This is a genomic window from Pseudomonas sp. MG-9, from assembly GCF_018729515.1.
GTDB classification, from domain to species: domain Bacteria; phylum Pseudomonadota; class Gammaproteobacteria; order Pseudomonadales; family Pseudomonadaceae; genus Aquipseudomonas; species Aquipseudomonas serboccidentalis.
Genome location: NZ_JAHHZH010000011.1, coordinates 22,983 through 41,873, shown reverse-complemented (window position 1 = coordinate 41,873; position 18,891 = coordinate 22,983). Strand labels below are relative to the sequence as shown.

General features: G+C 62.1%; 17 protein-coding genes. 8 read left to right on the top strand and 9 right to left on the bottom strand.

Annotated features, from left to right (window positions below):
- The first annotated feature begins 4 nt into the window (after positions 1–4).
- The 4 genes from KKQ10_RS25035 (at position 5) to KKQ10_RS25020 (ending at position 2,936) form a co-directional block, all read left to right on the top strand.
- Positions 5–1,189, top strand: a complete 1,185-nt coding sequence (locus tag KKQ10_RS25035; protein ID WP_127651813.1) for a GNAT family N-acetyltransferase — start codon at positions 5–7, stop codon at positions 1,187–1,189.
- The gene (locus KKQ10_RS25030) at positions 1,161–1,952 is read left to right on the top strand and encodes a ChbG/HpnK family deacetylase (RefSeq protein WP_215502596.1); all 792 of its coding nucleotides are present in this window, start codon (positions 1,161–1,163) and stop codon (positions 1,950–1,952) included. Before KKQ10_RS25035 ends, KKQ10_RS25030 begins: the two co-directional genes overlap by 29 nt.
- A gap of 379 nt (positions 1,953–2,331) precedes the next feature.
- On the top strand, positions 2,332–2,625 hold the full coding sequence (locus KKQ10_RS25025) for a type II toxin-antitoxin system RelE/ParE family toxin (RefSeq protein ID WP_215502595.1): 294 nt from the start codon (positions 2,332–2,334) through the stop codon (positions 2,623–2,625).
- Between the two features lie 2 nt (positions 2,626–2,627).
- Positions 2,628–2,936 (top strand): addiction module antidote protein, encoded by a 309-nt coding sequence (locus KKQ10_RS25020; protein ID WP_215502594.1) that lies wholly within the window; start codon positions 2,628–2,630, stop codon positions 2,934–2,936.
- A 38-nt stretch (positions 2,937–2,974) separates the two neighbouring features.
- Here KKQ10_RS25020 and KKQ10_RS25015 read toward each other — a convergent pair whose 3' ends face one another.
- The gene (locus tag KKQ10_RS25015; RefSeq protein WP_215502593.1) at positions 2,975–3,781 is read right to left on the bottom strand and encodes a class I SAM-dependent methyltransferase; all 807 of its coding nucleotides are present in this window, start codon (positions 3,779–3,781) and stop codon (positions 2,975–2,977) included.
- A gap of 408 nt (positions 3,782–4,189) precedes the next feature.
- Positions 4,190–5,092, bottom strand: coding sequence for a LysR family transcriptional regulator (locus KKQ10_RS25010; protein ID WP_215502592.1), 903 nt, complete (start codon positions 5,090–5,092; stop codon positions 4,190–4,192).
- Between the two features lie 129 nt (positions 5,093–5,221).
- Between KKQ10_RS25010 and KKQ10_RS25005 the strand changes: the two genes are divergently transcribed.
- Together KKQ10_RS25005 and KKQ10_RS25000 are read left to right on the top strand one after the other, a co-directional pair.
- A complete protein-coding gene (locus KKQ10_RS25005) occupies positions 5,222–6,241 on the top strand; it encodes an alpha/beta hydrolase (RefSeq protein WP_127651817.1) in 1,020 nt (339 codons plus the stop codon).
- A 108-nt stretch (positions 6,242–6,349) separates the two neighbouring features.
- Positions 6,350–7,777, top strand: a complete 1,428-nt coding sequence (locus KKQ10_RS25000) for a mechanosensitive ion channel family protein (RefSeq protein WP_215502591.1) — start codon at positions 6,350–6,352, stop codon at positions 7,775–7,777.
- An 87-nt stretch (positions 7,778–7,864) separates the two neighbouring features.
- Here the strand turns inward: KKQ10_RS25000 and ycaC are convergent, their stop codons facing one another.
- From ycaC to KKQ10_RS24970, 6 genes are all read right to left on the bottom strand, one after another.
- Positions 7,865–8,488, bottom strand: coding sequence for an isochorismate family cysteine hydrolase YcaC (ycaC, locus tag KKQ10_RS24995; RefSeq protein WP_127650645.1), 624 nt, complete (start codon positions 8,486–8,488; stop codon positions 7,865–7,867).
- Between the two features lie 68 nt (positions 8,489–8,556).
- Positions 8,557–10,395 (bottom strand): amidohydrolase, encoded by a 1,839-nt coding sequence (locus KKQ10_RS24990; RefSeq protein WP_127650643.1) that lies wholly within the window; start codon positions 10,393–10,395, stop codon positions 8,557–8,559.
- Between the two features lie 43 nt (positions 10,396–10,438).
- Positions 10,439–11,065: an antibiotic biosynthesis monooxygenase gene (locus KKQ10_RS24985; RefSeq protein ID WP_127650641.1), complete on the bottom strand. Its 627-nt coding sequence runs from the start codon at positions 11,063–11,065 to the stop codon at positions 10,439–10,441.
- On the bottom strand, positions 11,058–11,474 hold the full coding sequence (locus tag KKQ10_RS24980; protein WP_127650639.1) for a DoxX family protein: 417 nt from the start codon (positions 11,472–11,474) through the stop codon (positions 11,058–11,060). Before KKQ10_RS24980 ends, KKQ10_RS24985 begins: the two co-directional genes overlap by 8 nt.
- 189 nt (positions 11,475–11,663) lie before the next feature.
- The gene (locus KKQ10_RS24975) at positions 11,664–12,587 is read right to left on the bottom strand and encodes a LysR family transcriptional regulator (RefSeq protein WP_215502590.1); all 924 of its coding nucleotides are present in this window, start codon (positions 12,585–12,587) and stop codon (positions 11,664–11,666) included.
- Between the two features lie 54 nt (positions 12,588–12,641).
- Positions 12,642–13,625 carry an MBL fold metallo-hydrolase gene (locus KKQ10_RS24970; protein WP_215502589.1) on the bottom strand — a complete coding sequence of 328 codons (984 nt, stop codon included), beginning with the start codon at positions 13,623–13,625 and terminating at the stop codon, positions 12,642–12,644.
- 248 nt (positions 13,626–13,873) lie between these two features.
- On the opposite strand from KKQ10_RS24970, the gene KKQ10_RS24965 reads away from it, so the two are divergent.
- Positions 13,874–14,305: a helix-turn-helix domain-containing protein gene (locus tag KKQ10_RS24965; RefSeq protein WP_215502588.1), complete on the top strand. Its 432-nt coding sequence runs from the start codon at positions 13,874–13,876 to the stop codon at positions 14,303–14,305.
- A 134-nt stretch (positions 14,306–14,439) separates the two neighbouring features.
- A complete protein-coding gene (locus KKQ10_RS24960) occupies positions 14,440–17,337 on the top strand; it encodes an ATP-binding protein (RefSeq protein ID WP_215502587.1) in 2,898 nt (965 codons plus the stop codon).
- Here KKQ10_RS24960 and KKQ10_RS24955 read toward each other — a convergent pair.
- Entirely contained in the window at positions 17,314–18,756 is a 1,443-nt protein-coding gene (locus KKQ10_RS24955; RefSeq protein WP_215502586.1) for an ATP-binding protein, read from the bottom strand. The two genes, KKQ10_RS24960 and KKQ10_RS24955, sit on opposite strands and share 24 nt — an antisense overlap.
- Between the last annotated feature and the right edge of the window lie 135 nt (positions 18,757–18,891).

The following is an 18,891-nucleotide window of genomic DNA, read 5'->3' as shown; positions in this document are numbered from 1 at the left end:
CCCCATGGCGGCGCGATTCGAATGGCGCACTTCACTGTGCGCCGCCGACTTCCCGGCAGCAGCCTACGAAGCGCTGCGCCTGAGCGTGGCGGACCACACACCGTTCAACAACCTCGGCTGGTTGCGTGCAGCAGAGCTGACCCTGGCCCAGGGTGAGTGCCTGCACATTCTGCTGGGTTGGGAAGCTGACGAATTGCGCCTGTGCCTGCCGCTGATAACAGGACGCGAGCGCTTTGCCGGGGTGCCGTTCCGGGTCCTGCATCATCTGGGCTATCCGTTGGCCGACCGTCTGGCGCTGCTATCGTTGCTCGACGGCGCAGCGATGCGCCAGGCCTTGCGGCTGATCCGCCAACGGTTACCTCACGCGCTGCTGCAACTCAACGAATTGTCCGAACCGGCGGGGGAAGAAAGCGCCCTCACCCCATGGATGGCCGCCAGTTCCACCGGTGAGCGACGCCTGAGCTGTCGGGTGCCGGTGCACCTGATCAGCGAGGCGGATCATCAGGAAGTCTCCGGCGACCCGCGCTACAAACTGCGCCGCGCGCGCAAACGGATTGCCGCATGTGGCGCCGAGGTGCGGCGCATCACCCCTGATGCGCTGAGCATGCCGCCATTGCTGAAAGTGATCCGCGAAGTCGAAGCGGTGAGCTGGAAAGGTGATGAAGGTGTGGGGATTTTTGCCAGCAAACGCAGCCGGCAATGGATCGAAAATGCCTTCACCGCCCTCGCCGCCCAAGGACTGGTCCGCGTGGTTACGCTGGAACTCGACGGGCGCTGCATCAGCTACCGCCTCGGCCTGCTCGAACAGGACCGACTGTACGACTACAACCTCGCGTTCCTGCCGCAATACGCCGATCTGGGCAGTGGCCGGGTGCTGCTGGAGGAATGGATTCGCTGGGGGCTGGACGAGCACTGGCGCTGGATCGATGCCTCGCGGGTCAGCCTGGAAAACTCCAGCCATCAACTGCATGAACGCATGACCGGACAACTGGAACACTGGCGCTGGAGCTTCTATTCCTGGCGCCCCAGCGGCCTGCTGCTGGGGCTGGGTTTGCGCCTCTGGCATCACTTGAAACCGACTGTGCAGCAATGGCGGGCACGGCGTGCGGCCACACCCGCAGCGGCGCCCACACCTGTCGTCATCACCACGGAGGGCGATCATGCCGCGCCAAGTCATAGTCAACGCTGACGATTTCGGTTTGAGCCCGAACGAAAACGCGGTGATCTTCGCGGCGTTTCAGGCCGGGGTCATCAGCAGCGCCACCGCCATGGCCAACATGCCTGCATTCGAAGCGGCCTGCGCCATGGCCCGGCATGCTTCGCTGCAAGGTCGGGTCGGGTTGCATTTCAACCTGACGTACGGCCGGCCGCTGAGTGCCTCGATTCTGCGCCGTCGCACCTTCTGCGACGGCCACGGCGTGTTCGACCTCAGCCTGCCGCGTCACAGCCTGTGGCTGAACCGTGAAGATCGCGACGCGGTGCGCGAAGAGCTGCAGGCGCAGTGGCAACGCTGTGTCGAGCACGGCGTGCGGCCGAGCCATATCGACTCGCATCAGCACGTGCACAACATCTGGCCGATCGGCGAAATCGTCGCCCGGTTTGCCGCCCGACAAGGCGTGCCGATTCGCCTGGCGCGCAATCTGGGACAAAATCTCAGCTTGCCCAAACGCGTATTCAAAGGCTTGCTCAACTGGCGTTTGCAAAGTCTGGCCGGGGCCACGGCGGACTATGTGTGCACGCCAGTGGACCTGCGCAACGCCCCCGCACCGACCGACGGCGTGCTGGAAATCGTAGCCCACCCGAATCAGCTCGGGAGCGATTTCGGTGATGCCTACCTCAACCCCGGCGAATCCCTGAGCCGCGTGCTGGAACAACGGCTGACGGGTGTGCCACGGGTTTCCTATGCCGATCTGAACAAGGATTTCCCACGGGGTGCTGCGGCACTCGATTGATTCGCGAAACCCGCAACATCCCGGCGATGAAACTGCACATCCGCAGGGCTACCACGAGCAGGGCGCATCACCCACGTCTAAGGTCTGTTCGGCCGCTGGCGCTTCTACCGCGAAAGCCGCTATGAAGGCTCACAGCTGGAACCGCTGCGCAAACCGCAGTGGTCGGCAGTGAGTACGACGACGCAGGCGTGATTCAATCGTTAAAGGAGTGGCGGCCATTCGGCCGCCATCGCGAGCGGGCTCACTTCTACAGTGGCTTTGTGTGTGACGCGTTCCTACCAACAATGGGATTGCTGCCTACATGCTCTAGCGCCACATCCGGCGCCGATGAGAGATCTGACTGATAGATTGACCGTATCCACTTGGATACAGTCGAGCAATGAATTATCTTATCCAACAAACAGCGGTTTTCAGAGCTTGGCATACCTCTATTCGAGATCTGCGAGCCAGGATCGCAATTGCCCGTCGAATTGATCGCGCTGCGACGGGTAACTTGGGTGACGCCAAATCCGTTGGCGATGGAGTATCGGAACTGCGAGTGGATGTTGGCGCTGGTTATAGGGTCTACTTCACGAAGCGTAACGGTGCAGTCATCGTACTGCTGGCAGGAGGTGATAAATCCACTCAAAGTGCAGACATACAACGCGCAAAAAAAATGGCAAAGGAGGTTTAATCATGAGCCAGACTTTGACAACGTTCGACATGGCGGCGCTGCTGGATAGCGACGAAGCTATCAGCGAGTACCTCTCACAAGTACTCGCAGACGGCGATAACGAAGAGTTCCTCCGTGCAATTGGCTATGTGCTCAAAGCCCGCGGCATGACTCAAATCGCCAAAGACTCTGGCATGGGTCGAGAAAGTCTTTACAAGGCCTTTGCCCCCGGAGCAAAACCTCGATTTGAGACGGTACTAAAAGTCATTCATGCCCTTGGCATTGATCTTTGTGCTCAACCGGGACATGTAATCAATCACTCTGTTTCCTGAAGAATTTACGGTGGTTTGACTCATTTTCGTCTAAACACTCAGGCCTTGCTGGCGACCAGGGTGAAGCACAGCGGCATCTGCGCTGGCTGATTCAGGTACTGGTCATACACTTCTTCCCGATTCGAATGCGGATATTCCTTGAAGTGCGCGATGTTCAGACCGGCCGCGATGGCGCCGCTGAAGATTGCGCCGAGGGTGTGCACAAACCAGTAGGACTTGGCCGCCTGCTGCTCGATCTTACCGACGTAGACAATCGGCTCTTCCTGCACGAATGGCTCGGCGCGGAAGTAGGAGCTGACGAGGCGATACGGGTCTTCGCCGTCGGGGTCGACCATTTCCAGAAACGGATGGGTTTCGTAGATCACCAGTTTGCCGCCCGGCTTCAGGGTCAAGGCGACATGACGGAAGAATTCGCCGATGTCGGGCATCCAGTTGAGGACGCCGATGGTGATCAACGCCACGTCGAAACGGCTGTGCAACGAGGCCGGCAGGTGATGGATATCGGTTTCGATGAACTCGGCGTTGTGTGGCGAACGCTGGCTCAATTCGCGAGCCTGTTCGAGGAAGGCGCTCGACTGATCGACGCCCACCACCGTCCGCGCACCAAGGGCAAACAGCGACAGGCTTTCACGACCGTTGTTGCAACCGAGTTGAATCACCTCTTGACCATCCACGCCAACCTGCTCCAGCAGGCCGCGCAGGGTGTCGTCGAGGCAAGAGAAATCAGCCTGTGACACGTCGCTCAAGAGCGTTTGCCATTCCGCCGATTCACGGTGATGGCGAGCGGAATCGTTCCACGCCTGTCGATTGCTGTCGATGGCGGTTTTATTGTTGGGCACTTCCATGGCGCACTCCGGTACTGCTCGTGATTGAGCGGTGCCAAGTCTAGAACAGCCCAATCGATACGGTTGTTGCGACTTTGTAAGCCGCACCGCGGATCCATTGTGGGAGTTATGCGGCGGGCTCGACGTTATCCAGCGCCTTGTTCACCGCCAGCTCACCGAGCATGACCACTTTGCGCTCTCAAAACCATCGGATTTCCAGGCCCGGTCGCTGATTTGGCAGCGACCAACACAGGCTAGAGACCGGACGTCCGACGGACAACCTGAAAACAGCGTGGGAAGCTTCCGCTTTTCCTTCACAACCTTTAAACATCCCGAATTGAAATACACCCCCTGTAGGAGCTGCCGCAGGCTGCGATCTTTTGATCCTGCTTTTAACCAGAATCAAAAGATCGCAGCCTGCGGCAGCTCCTACAGAGAGTTGGTGGTTGTCGAATTGAGGCGTTCGCGCAAAAACTCCACCAGCGCCTGCACCGGGCGTGAGGCCTGGCGATGCTGCGGATACACCGCCGACAGGGTCAGCGGTTCAGGGCGGTAGTCGTCGAGCACCGGCAGCAGTCGCCCGTCGTTCAGCGCCGCGCCAACGATGAACGTCGGCAGATAGGTAATCCCCATCCCCTGCACCGCCGCGTCCCTGAGCAACTCGCCGTTGTTCACGCGCATGCGTCCGGTGACGTTCACCAGCAGCGGTTTGCCCTGCCCCGCATCGAAGCGCCATTGCACCGAACGACCATGGCCATACGGCAGGCAGTCGTGGCCGTGCAGGTCTTCGGGTTTGAGCGGCGTACCGCGTTCGGCCAGGTACGCCGGGCTGGCGCAGTACACCCGTTCGATGGAGGCAAGGCGCCGGGCGATCAGCGTCGAGTCTTCCAGCACACCGATGCGCAACGCCAGGTCGTAGCCTTCGCCGAGCAGGTCCACCGGGCGGTCGCTCAAGTCCACTTCCACGGTGACCTCACGATAGCGCTGCAGGAACAGCGGCAGCAGGCAGCCCAGATGCGCCACCGCAAACGACAGCGGTGCACTGACGCGAATGGTGCCGCGCGGCTCGGCGGTCTGCCCTGCGATGCCTTGCTCGACCTGTTCGACTTCACCCAGCAGACGCAGCGCCGATTCGTAATAACTCTGGCCCAGTGGCGTGACGTCGAGGCGCCGGGTCGAGCGGTTCAACAACCGCACCCCGAGGCGCTCTTCAAGTTGCATCAACCGACGGCTGACGAATTGCTTGGACAGGCCCAACTGATCAGCCGCCGCCGTAAAGCTGCCGGAGTCCATGACTTGGCAAAAAATACGCATGTCTTCGAACGGGTTCATTGTCACTCTCTGGTGGACAGTTAAACGCTTTATAGCCGCTTTTTCACTTTTCGACAGCTCATTAATCTGTGCTCACGGTTTGAACACAACCCAACAACACACAACAAACTCTCGAAAAAGGAATTGCGCATGAACATCAAACAAACCCTGACCGCGTCCCTCCTCGCCCTGTCCATCGGCAACGCCTTCGCCGCCGGCAGCCCGGGTGTCGAACACAATACCCAGGCCTTCCTCGAAGCGCTCGCCGCCGGCGGTGGCAAACCGCTGGAGCAACTGAGCCCGAAAGAGGCCCGTGCGGTGCTGACCGGTGCTCAGGCCTCGGTGAAAGTCGACCTGTCCGGGGTTGAAGTCAGCGACAAGGCGATCAAGGTCGATGGCCAGACGATCAACCTCAAAGTGGTGCGCCCGGCCAAGGTCAAAGGTGAGTTGCCAGTGTTCATGTTTTTCCACGGCGGCGGTTGGGTGTTGGGCGATTACCCGACGCACCAGCGCCTGATTCGTGATCTGGTGGTGGGCTCCGGCGCTGTCGCGGTGTACGTCGATTACACGCCGTCGCCGGAAGCGCAGTACCCGACGGCGATCAATCAGGCCTACGCCGCGACAAAATGGGTGGCCGAAAACGGCAAGCAGATTGGTGTCGATGGCAAGCGACTGGCGGTGGCCGGTAACAGTGTCGGCGGCAACATGGCGGCGGTCGTGGCGCTGATGGCCAAGGAACAGAACACCCCGGCGCTGCGCTTCCAGTTGCTGATGTGGCCGGTGACCAATGCGCAGTTCGACGACGGCTCGTACCAGCAGTTTGCCGAGGGCCATTTCCTCACCAAGGGCATGATGCAGTGGTTCTGGGACAGCTACACCACCAACCCGGCCGAGCGTAGCCAGATCCACGCCTCGCCGTTGAACGCCAGCGCCGAACAGCTCAAGGGCTTGCCCGCAGCGCTGGTGCAGACCGCCGAGTTCGACGTGTTGCGCGATGAAGGCGAAGGCTACGCACGGCATCTGGATGCGGCCGGCGTGCCGGTGACGTCGGTGCGTTACAACGGGATGATTCATGACTTTGGCTTGCTCAATCCGCTGAGTCAGATTCCGGAAGTGAAAGCGGCCGTGCGGCAGGCGGCGGCTGAGTTGAAAACGCATCTGAACCCTTAAAAGCAAAAGATCGCGGCCTGCGGCAGCTCCTACCTTGGAATGCATTTCCCTGTAGGAGCTGCCGCAGGCTGCGATCTTTTTTCTCAGCCGCATCGCAGAGTCCCGATCATGACCCTTTTTTATGCCCACCTGCTGTCCTGGAGCGCCGCCTTGCTGGTGCTCGACGCAATGTTCTGGCACTTCGCGCCCTTCACGCATCGCGCCCCACGGGTCGGTATTCGCCTGGTGCTGTTTCTCGGCTTCAGCGCACTGATCATCAATGCCGGCGTCAGCCCGTTGCTGGCGCCGGTGTTTGCCGATGACCGCGTGGCGCAATTGGGCGCGACAGCGCTGGGGATTGTCTGGTGGCTGTACGCCGCGCGCGTCTTGACCGAAGTGATCGGCCTGGTGCTGATGCGGCGCATCGGTCACAGCGGTCGGCTGTTGCAGGACGTGATCGGCGCGCTGGTGTTTCTGGCAGCAATCGTCGCGGCCGCCGGTTATGTGCTGGAGCTGCCGGTCAAAGGTTTGCTGGCGACTTCCGGGGTGGTGGCGATCGTCGTCGGTCTGGCGTTGCAAAGTACCCTGAGCGACGTGTTCTCCGGGATCGTGCTCAACACCACCAAGCCGTATCAGGTGGATGATTTCGTGGTGATCGACGGCGTCGAGGGCAAGGTGCTCGACATCGACTGGCGCGCCACGCATTTGTTGACCAGTACCGGCACCCTGGCCGTGGTGCCGAACTCGGTGGCGGCCAAGGCGAAGATCGTCAATCTCAGTCGCCCGACCAACCTGCACGGTGTCTCGATCAGCATCAAGGTGCCGAATCATATCCGTCCACGGCGGGTGCTCGACGCCCTCGACCGCACCCTGCAAGGCAGCAGCAGTCTGCTGTTGAATCCGCCGCCCAAAGCCGTGCTGAAAGAGGCCGGTGAAGAAATGTCGGAGTACGTCGCCAGCGGCTTTATCAGTGAACTGGGCAAGAAAAGCGAGGTGCGCAATCAACTGTTCGACCTCGCCCACCGGCATCTCGAAGCCGCGGGTATTTCCCGACATCCGGATGGCGTGATTGAGCCGTCGACCCGCGCCCGGGCGTTGCTCGATGAAGTGAAAGTCTTCCGCTCGTTGAGCCATGAGGAACGCGATCGCCTCGCCGAATCGATGGTCGCGCAGCAGTACGCGGCCGGTCAGGTGGTGCTGGGGCTGGATGAAGTCCCCGACAGTCTGTTTGTCATCGCCACCGGCGTGGTCAGTGCGACCGTGCCCGATGGCAGCGGCCAGACCGAAGCCGGACGCATGGGACCGAGCGAGGTCATGGGCGAACAGAGCATCCTCGCCGATACGCCGTCGCAAGCCACGTTTACCGCGTTGACGTCGAGCATCATCTATCGCCTCGACAAAGCCCTGACCCGCCAATGCATGGCGCAGCGCAGCGAAGTCGGCCAGGCGCTGAACAAACTGCAGGCCGTGCGACAGCAGAACAGCCGCCTCGCACTGATGACGAAACCGGCGCCGATGCGCAAGGGTGGTTTTCTGGGTTGGTTGCAGAAACGTTAAAAGCAAAAGATCGCAGCCTGCGGCAGCTCCTACAGAGGAACGCGTTCCAATGTGGGAGCTGCCGCAGGCTGCGATCTTTTGATCTTCTTACTTGGCGGTGAACTTGGTGTAGCTGTTGATCAGGTTGCGATAGTTCGGCAGGCGTTCGGACAGCAGATGCGCCAGGCCTTCCATGTCGTTGCGCCAGTCGCCCTGCAGCTCGCAGGCCACGGCGAACCAGTTCAGCAGGTGTGCACCGGCAGCCGACATCCGCGCCCACGCCGCTTGTTGCACGGTGGTGTTGAAGGTGCCGGAAGAATCGGTCACCACGAACACTTCGAAACCTTCGGCGATGGCCGACAGGGTCGGGAACGCCACGCAGACGTCAGTCACCACACCGGCGATGATCAGTTGCTTGCGGCCGGTGGCCTTGATCGCCTTGACGAAGTCTTCGTTGTCCCAGGCATTGATCTGGCCTGGACGCTGAATGAACGGCGCGTCCGGGAATTGCTCGCGCAGCTCAGGCACGATCGGGCCGTTGGGACCAGCGTCAAAGCTGGTGGTGAGGATGGTCGGCAGCTTGAAGAACTTGGCGATGTCGCCCAGCGCCAGCACGTTGTTCTTGAACTCGTTGGGGGTGAAGTCCTGCACCAGCGAGATCAGACCGGTCTGGTGATCGACCAGCAGCACGACCGCATCATCTTTGTTCAGACGCTTGTAGGGAACGCTCATGGGAAACTCCTTGGGATGGATGTTGCAGGAAGCGCCGTACCGGTTGGCCGGCGCTTTATATGGAAAGATCAGAAAGCGAAACAGGAACAGCCGAACGCGCCCCAGAACCCGGCGAAATCGCTGACCGGCGCGTTCGACAGGCGCGCTTTTTCATGGCTGTGCGAATGCACCGCGCAGGCACCGACACACTGGTGCACTTGCGCCTGCAGCGGCGAATTCGGCCGCCAGTGGCCCGGCACCTTGACCACCGGCGACCAGTCCGGCAGCACGGGAATCGAGCGTGGGCCGAGGTCTTCGAAATCGCCGGCGGCGTAGACAATCTTGCCGCCGACCACAGTCAGCACCGACTCGATCCACTTGATCGCTTCTTCCTCGACATTGAAGAAGTCCGCGCTCAGCGCCGCCAGATCCGCCAGTTGCCCGACCTTGATCTGGCCCTTTTTGCCCTGCTCGGAGGAGAACCAGGCGCTGCCGTGGGTGAACAGCTCCAGCGCCGTGCTGCGCGGCAGACCTTCTTCGTACAAGGCCAGACCGCCGACGGTGCGACCGCTGACCATCCAGTACAGCGAGGTCCACGGGTTGTAGCTGGACACCCGCGTGGCGTCGGTGCCGGCGCCTACCGGCACGCCCTCGGCGAGCATACGTTTGATCGGCGGCGTGGCCTCGGCCGCCTGCTTGCCGTAACGATCGACAAAGTACTCACCCTGGAACGCCATGCGATCCTGAATCGCGATGCCGCCGCCCAGCGCCCTCACCCGCTCGATGTTCTGCGGGGTGATGGTTTCGGCGTGGTCGAAGAACCACGGCAGACCGTTGAATGGAATGTCGCGATTGACCTTCTCGAACACGTCGAGCATGCGGCTGATCGATTCGTTGTAAGTGGCGTGCAGACGGAACGGCCAGCGCTGCTCGACCAGATGGCGCACCACCGGCTCCAGCTCTTCTTCCATGGTTTGCGGCAGATCGGGGCGCGGTTCGAGGAAGTCCTCAAAGTCCGCCGCCGAGAACACCAGCATCTCGCCGGCGCCGTTGTGCCGCAGGTAATCGTCGCCCTGGTGCAGGGTGACGCTGCCGGTCCAGTTCTGGAAGTCGCTGAGCTCTTCCTTGGGCTTCTGGGTGAACAGGTTGTAGGCGATGCGCACGGTCAACTGGTCATCCTTGGCCAGCTGTTCGATCACCTGATAGTCGTCCGGATAGTTCTGGAAACCACCGCCGGCATCGATCGCGCTGGTCAGGCCAAGGCGATTGAGTTCGCGCATGAACTGGCGCGTCGAGTTGACCTGGTACTCCAGCGGCAGCTTCGGCCCCTTGGCCAGCGTCGAGTACAGAATCATCGCGTTCGGCCGCGCCACCAGCATCCCGGTCGGGTTGCCATTGGCGTCACGGACAATCTCGCCACCCGGCGGGTTCGGCGTGTCGCGGGTGTAACCGGCAACCCGCAGGGCCGCGCGGTTAAGCAGCGCGCGGTCGTACAGGTGCAGGACAAACACCGGGGTGTCCGGCGCGGCCTGGTTGAGTTCTTCGAGGGTCGGCATGCGTTTTTCGGCGAACTGGAATTCGTTCCAGCCACCGACCACGCGCACCCATTGCGGGGTCGGCGTGCGGTCGGCCTGCTCCTTGAGCATGCGTAGCGCATCGGCCAGCGACGGCACGCCTTCCCAGCGCAGTTCGAGGTTGTAATTGAGGCCGCCACGGATCAGGTGCAGGTGCGAGTCGTTGAGACCGGGGATCACGCAGCGGCCATGCATGTCGATCACTTGCGTGTTCGGCCCGCGCAGGGCCATGGCCTGGTTATCATTGCCGACGACGACAAAGCGGCCGTCGGTAATGGCCACGGCACTGGCCAGCGGTTTGGTGCGGTCGACGGTGTGAAACTGGCCATTGAATAAAATCAGATCGGCGCTCATCGCAGTTCCTCAAGCAAAGTGAAAAGGAGCAAACCCCGCGCGCTCAGCGTGGCGAGGTTTCTTGGGAATCGAGGTGTTCATGCACCTGGCTGGCTTCGAGCCACGGCGCAAATAATCGGGTGACCGGCGGCATCACCACGTACACCACCGACAGGACGATGGTCAGGGTGATCAGGAACGTCGCGACCACGTAATTCGAAAGGAGCGGATGCAGCGCCAGCAGCGGCCCCCAGATCAACGGCACGAGCAAAGTGTGCGGCAGAATCACCAGCAGCGTGACGACGGCCTGCTTCCAGCGCGGCGGCGGCGAAGCAGCATCGACCAGTGGCGTAAACCAGAATTCATTGATCGGCGCGACTTCGGTCTGATCGCCATCAGCCAGCATCGGCGCGGCTTCGGCGACCAGTGCCTGACGCTGCGACGACTCCAGCCAGCCTTGCATCGCTTCGGTGGAGCTGAAGCGCAGTACGCAGGTATAGAAGTCGAGACGGCCGCGCTTGCCGCGCACCACGTCCACACCCAAATGGCCTTCACGCTGCCCCGCCACGCGGACGATATTGCGCAGCCAAGCCTCATACGCTGACTCGAAACCGGCCTTGACCCGGTGCTTGATAATCAGCGTGACCGTCTCATCGGCCCCCGGCGTTTGTGGATCGAGGACTTCAGGCATAACGCAGCACTCCGGGTAAACGAACAGAAATCGCCAGCCGTCCCGGCCCGGCGATGAACACAGTGGTGAACAGGATCAACAGCAACCAGCCGAACTGCCCCTCGGCCACACTCCATTGCGGATGCACGACCAGCAGCGCCACCAGCAGCACAAACAGAATAGGCAAGCAGGCCAATCGCGCCAGCACCCCGCCGACGATCAGTAGCGGGCAGAGGACTTCGGCGAAAATCGCCAGGCATAGGGTCAGGTGGGCACCGAGGTGAAACGGGTCTTCGATCAGTTGCAGTTGCGCGGTGAAGTCGAGCAGCTTGGGCAAGCCGTGAACCCACAGCAGGAACAGTCCGCCGCTGACCCGAAGAAACAGCAGACCGATGTTCTGTGCCCGTTCATCGCGTTGTGATGCGCTCATGACCCTACCCTTTCGTTCTCATCGGGTTGAATCATGCTCGGTGCGGGCGGGGGGAAATTGAATGGATGTGCTCAGTTACCAACAGACGCGACAGCTTTGTGTAGGCGCTGCCGAAGGCTGCGATCTTTTGATTCTGTTGTTGAAGATCAAAAGATCGCAGCCTTCGGCAGCTCCTACACGGAGAAGATGTCAGGCAGACGGGATATCCAGCGGCGCGGCCATGAACTGGCTGATCCGCGAACGCAGCCAGCGCTCGGCCGGGTCGTTGTCATGCACCCCGCTCCAGGCCATCGACAGTTGCGCCGCATCGATCGGGAACGGCGGATCTTCGGCGCGCAGTTTGCAGCCCTCGACCAGCGCACAGGCTGCGTAATCCGGCACCGTGGCGATCATTTCGGTGCCGGCGAGCAAGGCGCGCAAGCCGCTGAATTGCGGCACGCCCAAGACCACGCGGCGCGAACGGCCTACCTTGGCCAGGTCCAGATCGATATTGCCGCTCAGATCGCCCGAGAACGACACCATCGCGTGAGGGCGCTCGCAGTATTCGTCGAGGGTCAGCGGCCCCGGGCGGTCGTCACCGCGCAGGACTTTGCAGGGAATGTCGCGCAAGGTCTTGCGCTTGGCGTTGGCCGGCAGATCGGTGGTGTAGCTCACGCCGACGGAGATTTCCCCGGACGCCAGCAGCGCCGGCATCAACAGATAGTTGGCGCGCCGCACGACCACGACGATCCCCGGCGCCTCTTGCTGAAGCTGGCGCAGCAGCGGTGGAAACAGGCCGAACTCAGCGTCGTCCGACAAGCCGATGCGAAACACATCGCAACTGCTCGCCGGTTCGAACTCCTTGGCCCGACTGACCGCGCCGGAGATGACGTCCATCGCCGGTTGCAGCTCTTTGAGAATCGCCAGCGCCCGCGCGGTCGGCTCCATGCCGCGACCGTTGCGCAACAGCAAAGGATCGTCAAACAGATCGCGCAAACGCCCCAACGCGGCGCTGACGGCCGGTTGCCCCATGAACAGTTTTTCGGCGACGCGGGTCAGGTTCTTTTCGAACATCAGCGCTTCGAAAATCACCAGCAGGTTCATGTCGACGCGACGCAGATCGTTACGGTTCATGGGCTTGTTTTCCTTTTCGGTGTCAGCCGCTTTGGCGAGTGGGCGCTGCGCACTTTACTCGATTAACGGCACCTTGGCCGCGCGCTTGTACGGACCGTATTCCACGGGCACCCACTGAAAGTGTTTGCCTTGCGCAGTGATGTGACCGATACCCGGGAACGGCAGGTGCGCCGCCGTCACCCACGTCTTGCTGGCGACCGCCGCGCTGAAGACCGCCTGACGAGCGTTGATCGCTTGCGCACTGTTGACGTCAAAGCCGATCGACACTTCCGGGTGCTCAAACTGCACAGCGAGGTTATGCACCAGATCCCCCATGAAGACGATGCTCTGATTCTGCGAGGTGAAACGGTAGGTGGTGCTGCCCGGCGTATGTCCGGCTTCGAGTGTCGCTTCGACTAATCCAGGCAACGGCGACTGGCCAGCGGCAAAAGTCTTGAAGCGCCCGGCGGCGACGTAGGCCGCGGTGGAGTCCTGGGCGATCTTGAAAAACTCTTTGGCGCCGGCCGGAGCTTTGGCCAGCGCGGCCGGATCGAGCCAGTAATCCGCTTCAGCCTTGGCCGCGTACACCGTGGCATTCGTGAACAACGCTTGTTTCTGTGCATCGACCAGACCACAGACATGATCAAGGTGCAGGTGCGTCAGCAAGATCGTATCGACCTGCTCTGGCTGGTAGCCGGCCGCCCGCATATTCGCCAGGAGCTGCCCGGCGGTGGCGCCAATGCATTGTCCGGCGCCGCTGTCGACCAGAATCAGTTGCTTGCCGGTATTGACCAGAAAAGCATTGAACGCCGTCTGGACACCCGGGGATTCAATCGAACGGCGTGCCAGCAGTGCGCGGATCTGGGCTTGACTCATGCCCTGCAACAGCTTCGGCGACAGGTCGTTGTACCCATCGAACAACGCGGTGACCTCGTAATCCCCCAAGGCCAGGCGGAAATAGCCCGGCACCTGAGTGCCCTGCTGTGGTGCCTGCGCCATGGCACCGGAAATCACTAGCGCGCACGTCAGCGCCGTCGCTGCTTTAAAGATGCCTTTCATTTGACTCCCCCTGAACCTGCCGATTGCAGCGCCTCATCGATTCGCCACGCTTGCAGTCATCGTGCCGCAAACAGTGGGGCGCAGACTTGCAGGGATGTGCTGAGTTCAGGCCAATGCGCTGGAATTAACAACGATTAACTCGTCAGCCTCCCGCCCTCGCCCAACAATGAAGCCCTCTGCGCAGCGTTGTTTTTTTGACCTGAGGGGATGCGCCGACCGTGCATTCCCCATCGACACGGACTTTGGCCATGGCTCACTTACAGCACAGCGTCGCCCTCGCCCCTGCCAACGAACCACGCAAGGCCGGGGTCGGCGGACTCAGTCCGCAACGTGAACGACAGGTCAAACAACTGATCCTCGAACGCCTCGGCGAGAGCCTTGAGGTCACCGAACTGGCCCGCGCCTGTTCACTGTCACGCAGCCATTTTTCCCGCGCCTTCAAATGCAGCACAGGGGTTTCGCCGCAGGACTGGATCCGCGAACAGCGCATCGCCCGTGCCAAGCTGCTGATCCGCTGCACCGGTCTGAGCCTGACGCAGATCAGCCTGGAATGCGGCTTCTGCGATCAGGCGCATTTCTGTCACATGTTCACCCGCAGCGAAGGGATCAACCCGTTCGCCTGGCGCTGCCAGGTCATGCGTGAAGGCAAAGAGACCCGGACACGGCCCATGAGCTTTTGAGCGTTGCGCAAGAGCCTGCCGTTGCACTGATGGCCAAACCTGAGGAATATGCTGCGATACCCTGCACCAGACGGTCTGCGTCTTCACGTAGCGCCCCTGTGCCGGGATCGTCGCATCACCGCAGGAGTGTGCTGTTGAGTCTTTCCCCGAATCAGGCCATCGGCTTCGGCCCCTATCGGATTTACACCGGGCAACGACTGGTCATGGAAGGTGACCAGCCGCTGCGCCTGGGGCGCCGTGCCATGGATATTCTGCTGATGCTGCTGGCGCACGCCGGCGAAGTGGTGAGCAAACAGCAGTTGCTCGCCGGTGTGTGGCCGGACAGCGTGGTCGAAGACATCAACCTGCGGGTGCACATGGCCGCCCTGCGCAAGGCGCTGGGCGACGGTCAGGCCGGTCAGCGCTATATCATCACCGTGGCCCAGCGCGGTTACAGCTTCGTCGCCCCGCTGACGATGCAGGCCAGCGAACAACGCCTGCGCGAAGCGGCTCCGGGGCGGCACAATCTGCCGTTGCGCCATACCCGGATGATCGGCCGTCAGCCGCTGGTCGACAGCCTGATGCAACAACTGCCACTGCAGCGTTGCATCACCCTGGTCGGCCCCGGCGGGATCGGCAAGACCACGGTCGCCCTGCGCGTCGCCGAACAGTTGATCGGACGCTATCGCGATGGCATCCGCCTGCTGGATCTGGCACCGCTCAACGACCCGGTGCTGATCGCCTCGCAACTGGCGACCCTGCTCAATCTGTCAGTGCACGACGGCGAACCGCTGGCGGCGGTGATCAACGATGTGCGCGAGCGGCAGATGCTGCTGGTGATCGACAATTGCGAGCACTTGATCGATGCCGTGGCGCTGCTCGCCGAGAGCCTCCTGCGCGGCGCACCACAGGTGCACATTCTGGCCACCAGCCGTGAAAGCCTGCGCGCTGAAGGTGAATTCGTGCAGCGTCTGGATTCGCTCGACTGCCCACCGGCGACGAGCGATCTCGATCGCGAACAGGCGATGGCTTTTGCCGCGCTGCAACTGTTCGTCGAGCGGGCCATGGTCGCCCACGAACACTTCGAATTGAGCGACGCCGAGCTACCGCTGGCGATTGAAATCTGCCGGCGCCTGGACGGCATTCCGCTGGCGCTGGAGCTGGCGGCGGCGCAGGTCGAAAGCCTCGGTCTGAGCGGCTTGCTGCAGCAATGGCAGGATCACCTGCACCCACTGGCGGCGGGCAACCACCACCGCCATGCGCGGCACCAGACGCTGCATGCCACGCTGGACTGGAGTTTCAACCTGCTCACGCCCTGCGAACAGACCTGTCTGCGCCGCCTCGGGGTGTTTCGCGGCAGTTTCAGCCTGGCGTCGGCCGCTGCGGTGGTCGTCGGTCAGCACATCGAACCCACCGAGGTGCTCGCGGCGGTCACGCAACTGGTGGCCAAATCGCTGCTCAATGTGGATGTCGGCGACGAACAAGTGTTCTATCGCCTGCTCGATACCACGCGCCATTACGCGCTGGAAAAACTCGAACACAGCGGTGAACGCGAAACCCTGCGCGAACGCCACGCCGAACGCTATCTGACGTTGATGGAACAGGCGCAGACCGAGTGGGAGCACACCCCGACCACGCAATGGCTCGAACGTTATGCCCGGGGTCTGGAGGACCTGCGCGCCGCTCTCGACTGGAGTTTGCACGGTGCGGGCTCGCGCCCACTCGGAATCCGTCTGACGGCGACGTCGGCCGCGCTCTGGCAAGAGCTGTCGTTGCTCAAGGAATATGGCGGCCATGTGCGCCAGGCGCTGACCTTGCTCGCCGGTGCCGAGCAACCCTGCCCACGACTGGAAATCACCCTGCAACTGGCGCTCGGCAGCGCTTGCTACCACACCTGGGGCGGTTCGCCGGAAACCATCGAGGCCTTCACCCAGGCCCACGCACTGGCGCAACGGCACCACGACGTCGCCGGGCAGTTGCGCGCGATATCCGGACACCTCGCGGTCAATCTCAGTTGCGGCCATTACCAGGCTGCACTGAAGCAAAGCGAACAGTTCGACCGCCTCGGTGGCCAAGACGACCCGCTGCTGTCGTTGAGTATTCACCGCTTGCGTGTGCTGGCCCTGCACTTTGCCGGCGACCAGCCGCAAGCCCGGATCAGCGCCGAGCAAGTGATCCAGCGCATGGCCCACAGTGGCTATCGCAACCGGTTCACCCATGGTTTTGGCGTGCAGTACGACCAGAGCGTGGCTTCGCTGACCATTCTCGCCCGGGTACTGTGGCTGCAGGGGTTTCCCGAACAGGCATGGCGCACCGCCCGGCAGGCGCTGGACATCGCCGTGCAGATCAACCACGGCACTTCGATCTGCTACACCCTGGCTTTGGCCAGTTGCCTGATCGCGCATTACAACGGCGATTCCAAGACCGCCCGCACGCTGTTGCAGCTGTTGCTGGAGCAGGCGCAAAAGCACTCGGTGCTGCTGTTCCATACCTGGGGGCAGCACTATGCGCAGGTCATTGATGGGCGCCTGGCCCAGCCCGTCACCCCGGCGGACAACGGCCTGATCAAGGAGCTGATGGTCACGCTCGATGCGCGTTACATCGATGATGCGTTGCTTGCGCGCGCGCGCAATGGCGCGGCAGGCTGGAGCACCGCTGAGGTGTTGCGGGCCGAGGCGGAGCGGTTATTGGCTGATGACGCGGGGTGTGCGCAGGGAGGCCTTCGCGAGCAGGTTCGCTCCGACAAGAGCGCGCCTGTCTGTGGAAGCGAGCCTGCTCGCGAAGGCAATCGCCCAGGCACCGTCGATACCGCCGTCCAGGCAGAAGCACTTCTGCAAAACGCCCTCGCCATCGCCCGATCCCAAGGCGCCCTGGCCTGGGAACTGCGCAGCGCGACCTCTCTGGCACAGCTGTGGCAGCGCCAGTCACGTCACCGTAAAGCGCTGGATTTGCTGACACCGATCTACCAGCGTTTCAGCGAAGGCTACGCGACCCCGGACTTGCGCAAGGTGCGTTTGCTGCTCGACGCGTTACGTGGCCAATTGCACACCTGAGCCGGATCGATGTCGCCCGTGGTACAGCGCATAACGATGCACGATAGCGCTCAGTTCACCGCTACTTTCCAGCTGTTCGCGGACATAACAGCGAATGGTGTTGAGCATCCGATAGCGCATCGGGTCTGCGCCCTGCTCCACCGTCAGCCATGACTTGGCGACCAGGCGTTCGATGATCGCCGTCAGATGCGCACCGTCAATCACCCGCAGCGCCGCCGCCTCGGTGAAAGCCATCTTGAACACCGACAGACGCTGCAAGACCCGTTGCTCGCTGCTCTTGAGATCCTGATAGCTCCAGTCCAGCGCAGCGCTCATGGACTGAAGCCGCGCCACCGCCGTGCGTCGGCCATGACTGAGCAGGCGCAGGCCGTTGTCCAGTTGCGTTTGCAGCCCCACCAGCGCCAACGCATCGATCTGCGCGGCCGCCAGTTCAATGGCCAGCGGCAAGCCGTCGAGCCGCCGACAGATGTCGCACACGGTTGGCAGATCCTGCTCGCGCAGGCTGAAATCGTGCTGACGGGCGCGAGCGCGGCTGACCAGCAATTGCACTGCCGAATAGCTCATGACCTCGTCGACCGTGTCCGACGCCGACGCCTTGGGAAAGGCCAGCGGCGCAACCGATTGCAGGGTCTCGAGATCGGCCTGCAACGGTTCGCGACTGGTGACCAGCAGTGCCAGGCGTGGCGCCGCCAGCAGCAGTCGCTCCACCAGCGCCCGGCACGGCTCGCGACGGCGCTCGCCGTTATCCAGCACCAGCAAGGCATGGCGCGACACTAACGACTCGAACGAGGTGTCGAGGGTGCGCAGCAGATGGTCGAGCAACGATGGGGCATCATCGATCACAGACAGATCGATGTACCAGACGCCATCACGATAATGCTGCAACAGCAGCTCGGCCACGCGCAGTGCCACCGTGGATTTGCCGACACCGGCCGGGCCGGTCAGCGTCATCAGCCGGCACAACGGCATTTGTCGCACCAGGCTGCCGACCAGCGAATCGCGGCCGATGACCGAAGTCAGGCGTGCGGGCAAATTATGCTGCGGGGCGTGCAAGGTTTCGAACACCACTTGTGCAACGCTTCCAGCCTGCACCGGGGCGATGAAACAGTAGCCGCACTGCGGCACGTTGACGATGTAGCGCTGGCCGTTCTCGCCGTCACCCAGCGCCCGGCGCAACGCGGCGATGTGCACCCGCAGGTTGATCTCCTCAACCACACTGTCGGGCCACACCAGGGCAATCAGTTGTTCCTTGCGTACCACTCGTCCGGCGCGCTCGACCAGCACCTGCAGAATATCCAGGGCGCGCCCGCCCATGCGCAACTGCCGGTCGCCGTCGAGGACCAGCCGTTGGCGCAGATGAAAGGCGTATGGCCCAAAATGCAGGACCGATGCAGCGGGCAAATCGATGTGGCTGTGCATGCCGTTTTCCAGCGCCAGCGGTCGCGAGCATCATGCCCTCAGCCTCCGGCGCCTCTCCCTTCCAGACGTTACCGTTATCTTGGCAGGCGTGGGTGACGGCACAACCTCCGTGCAGGGCGCAACACGGACATCCGG